The organism is Mangrovibacterium marinum, assembly GCF_003046625.1.
GTDB lineage: Bacteria > Bacteroidota > Bacteroidia > Bacteroidales > Prolixibacteraceae > Mangrovibacterium > Mangrovibacterium marinum.
Genome location: NZ_QAAD01000045.1, coordinates 2,645 through 5,862, shown reverse-complemented (window position 1 = coordinate 5,862; position 3,218 = coordinate 2,645). Strand labels below are relative to the sequence as shown.

Genomic DNA, 3,218 nt, shown 5'->3' with positions numbered 1-3,218 from the left:
CAGGAACAACGGGTTTGGTAAAGATGGCGACGACCTACTCTCCCACCATAAGGCAGTACCATCGGCGCTGGCGGGCTTAACTTCTCTGTTCGGAATGGGAAGAGGTGGAACCCCGCCGCTATAATCACCTAAATTCTTTAGCGGCAAGCTTTAAGCACGAAGCTTCAAGCTTTTACACAACACTTAAATATCTTTTGCTTTGCAGCCGTTTCTTTACTTCTTGCTTGTAGCTTGAAGCTTACGGCTTTCAGCCAATATTTTAAACATATCGGGAAAATAAGAATACTTCTATTTTTTTATATCCTGCCTTAAAAAACCTAAGGGAAAGTCTTCGGGTAATTAGTACTGCTCGGCTACATACGTCACCGCATTTACACCTACAGCCTATCAACGTTGTCGTCTCCAACGACCCTTAAAGGAAATCTTATCTTGAGGGAGGCTTCGTGCTTAGATGCTTTCAGCACTTATCCCTTCCATACATAGCTACTCAGCAATGCCCCTGGCGAGACAACTGATACACTAGAGGTATGTCCACCGCGGTCCTCTCGTACTAGCAGCAGGTCCTCTCAAATTTCCAACGCCCACAACAGATAGGGACCGAACTGTCTCACGACGTTCTGAACCCAGCTCGCGTGCCACTTTAATGGGCGAACAGCCCAACCCTTGGGACCTTCTCCAGCCCCAGGATGTGACGAGCCGACATCGAGGTGCCAAACCGCTCCGTCGATATGAGCTCTTGGGAGCGATCAGCCTGTTATCCCCGGAGTACCTTTTATCCTTTGAGCGATGGCCCTTCCATACGGAACCACCGGATCACTATGCCCTAGTTTCCTACCTGATCGACTTGTCGGTCTCACAGTCAAGCACCCTTATACCATTACACTCTGCTGACGGTTACCAATCGTCATGAGGGCACCTTTGGGAGCCTCCGTTACTCTTTTGGAGGCGACCACCCCAGTCAAACTACCCACCACACACTGTCCTCTCTAAGGAGAGTTAGGTCCCGAGTAAGCAAAGGGACGTATTTCAAGGATGGCTCCACAAACCCTGGCGAGCCTGCTTCATAGCCTCCGTCCTATCCTACACATCACTTACCCAGAATCAATGTGAAGTTGCAGTAAAGGTTCACGGGGTCTTTCCGTCCCGTTGCGGGTAATCGGCATCTTCACCGATACTACAATTTCACCGAGCTCATGGCCGAGACAGTGTCCACATCGTTACACCATTCGTGCAGGTCGGAACTTACCCGACAAGGAATTTCGCTACCTTAGGACCGTTATAGTTACGGCCGCCGTTTACCGGGGCTTCATTTCAGCGCTTCTCTTGCGATAACGCCCCCACTTAACCTTCCGGCACCGGGCAGGTGTCAGGCCTTATACATCATCTTTCGATTTAGCAAAGCCATGTGTTTTTGATAAACAGTCGCATGGACCTTTTTACTGCGGCTCTACCGGAGTAGAGCGACCCTTCTCCCGAAGTTACGGGTCGATTTTGCCTAGTTCCTTAGCCATGAATCACTCGAGCGCCTCAGGATTCTCTCCTTGACTACCTGTGTCGGTTTGCGGTACGGGTTTCTTATACCTGATGCTTAGAGGTTTTTCTCGGAAGCCCTTAGGATCACTATCCGATTGCCCGAAGGCTCTCGGTACTGTCAGGTTTCACCTCTAAGTGCGGATTTGCCTACACTTATCATCAGTTACGCCCTTTAACGTACTATTCCGTCAGTACGCGGATCTTTCATCACTTCGTTACCCCATCGCAGTATAAGAAAGTATCGGAATATTAACCGATCATCCATCGAGTTCGCCTCTCGGCTACCCCTTAGGTCCCGACTAACCCTGATCCGATTAGCGTTGATCAGGAAACCTTAGTCTATCGGCGAGCAGGTTTCTCGCCTGCTTTGTCGTTACTTATGCCTACATTTGCTTTTCCAAACGCTCCAGCATACCTCACAGTACACCTTCAACGCATGATTGGAATGCTCCCCTACCATAAATCCATAGCTTCGGTGGTATATTTGATGCCCGATTATTATCCACGCCCGATCGCTCGACTAGTGAGCTGTTACGCACTCTTTAAATGAATGGCTGCTTCCAAGCCAACATCCTAGCTGTCTATGCAATCAGACCTCGTTTAACCAACTTAATATACACTTGGGGACCTTAGCTGATGGTCTGGGTTCTTTCCCTCTCGGACACGGACCTTAGCACCCATGCCCTCACTGCCGTGAAGCATCTTATAGCATTCGGAGTTTGTCTGGATTTGATAGGCGGTGAAGCCCTCGCGTCCAATCAGTAGCTCTACCTCTATAAGACTCAGTCACGACGCTGCACCTAAATGCATTTCGGGGAGTACGAGCTATTTCCCAGTTTGATTGGCCTTTCACCCCTACCCACAGTTCATCCAAAGACTTTTCAACGTCTCCTGGTTCGGTCCTCCATTTTGTGTTACCAAAACTTCAACCTGACCATGGGTAGATCACAAAGGTTTCGCGTCTAGCGCCACTGACTATATTCGCCCTGTTCAGACTCGCTTTCGCTTCGGCTCCGTGGCTGAACCACTTAACCTTGCCAGTGACGACTAACTCGTAGGCTCATTATGCAAAAGGCACGCCGTCACTGCAATAAATTACAGCTCCGACCGCTTGTAAGCGTACGGTTTCAGGTACTATTTCACTCCGTTATTCACGGTGCTTTTCACCTTTCCCTCACGGTACTTGTTCACTATCGGTCTCTCATGAGTATTTAGCCTTACCGGATGGTCCCGGCTGATTCAGACAGGATTTCTCGTGTCCCGCCCTACTCAGGATACCACTATCTTGTTAACACGGTACATGTACAGGACTATCACCTCTGTCGTGCAACTTTCCAGATGCTTCCACTTAATGTTAACTCGAATGTCGTGGTCCTACAACCCCACCAATGCCGAAACACTGATGGTTTGGGCTATTCCGCGTTCGCTCGCCACTACTTACGGAATCACTTTTGTTTTCTTTTCCTCCAGGTACTTAGATGTTTCAGTTCCCTGGGTTAGCTTCCGACATAGTCGGATACCCCTTGCGGAGTGGGTTGTCCCATTCGGATATTTGCGGATCAATTCGTATTTGCCAATCCCCGCAACTTTTCGCAGCTTATCACGTCCTTCATCGCCTATGAGAGCCAAGGCATCCCCCGTACGCCCTTAATAACTTTCTCCTTACTTAGTCGTCATATATTATT

2 rRNA genes are annotated in these 3,218 nt (G+C 49.1%); both read right to left on the bottom strand.

Annotation, left to right across the window (positions count from 1 at the left end):
• Positions 1 to 21: 21 nt before the first annotated feature.
• Positions 22 to 132 (bottom strand): 5S ribosomal RNA (gene rrf / locus C8N47_RS18500).
• A gap of 187 nt (positions 133 to 319) precedes the next feature.
• Positions 320 to 3,194: ribosomal RNA gene (locus C8N47_RS18495) — 23S ribosomal RNA — on the bottom strand.
• Positions 3,195 to 3,218: the final 24 nt, after the last annotated feature.